General features: G+C 76.0%; 1 protein-coding gene. It reads left to right on the forward strand.

The window, feature by feature from the left end:
• The first annotated feature begins 37 nt into the window (after positions 1-37).
• Entirely contained in the window at positions 38-772 is a 735-nt protein-coding gene (locus tag J1M38_RS11305; RefSeq protein ID WP_342356233.1) for an alpha/beta fold hydrolase, read from the forward strand.
• The last annotated feature ends 7 nt before the right edge of the window (positions 773-779 follow it).

Genomic DNA, 779 nt, shown 5'->3' on the forward strand with positions numbered 1-779 from the left:
CGAGGCCCAGCTGGCGCTGCTGCGCTCCCGCGTGCTCGTGGTCGGCGCCGGCCTCGGCACCGGCGTCCAGGCCCTGTGGAGCCTCGCCGCGCAGCAGCTCCCTGAGGACACCGTGGTGGTCGGCTACGACCTGCCCGGCCACGGCGCCTCCGAGCCCCACGCCGAGCCGTTCTCGATGGCGGAGCTGGCGGACGCCGTCGTCGCCGCCGTGCAGGCGCTGCAGGAGGACGGCACCGTTCCCGCGGACCTGCCCGTGCACTTCGCGGGCGTCTCCCTCAACGGGTGCGTGGCGCTACAGCTGGCCCTGGACCACGCGGACACCGTCTCCGGTGTGGCCGTGATCTGCTCCGCCGCGAAGATCGGCGAGGCGGGGTCCTGGCGCGAGCGCGCCGAGCTCGTGGAGCGTGCCGGCACCCCGACCCTCGTCGAGGGCTCGGCGCAGCGCTGGTTCGCCGACGGGTTCATCGCGGCCCACCCGGAGCGGACGACGGGCCTGCTGCACACCCTGCAGGAGGCGGACCGCCATTCCTACGCGCGCCTGTGCGAGGCGCTGGCCGACTTCGACGTGCGCGGGCGCCTCGGGGAGATCGCCGTCCCCGTCCTCACGATCCACGGCGTGGCGGACCAGGTCACCCCGCCCTCGGCGGGCGAGGAAATCGCCGCCGCGGTGCCGGGCACCGTGACCCACGTGTTCGACGAGACCGCCCATCAGGCCCCCCTCGAGCAGCCCGAGCGCACCGCCGCGGCCCTGGCCGCCTTCCCGGCGCGCTGAGCCGCCC

Source organism: Micrococcus sp. KRD070, from assembly GCF_017168435.1.
GTDB classification, from domain to species: Bacteria; Actinomycetota; Actinomycetes; order Actinomycetales; family Micrococcaceae; genus Micrococcus; species Micrococcus luteus.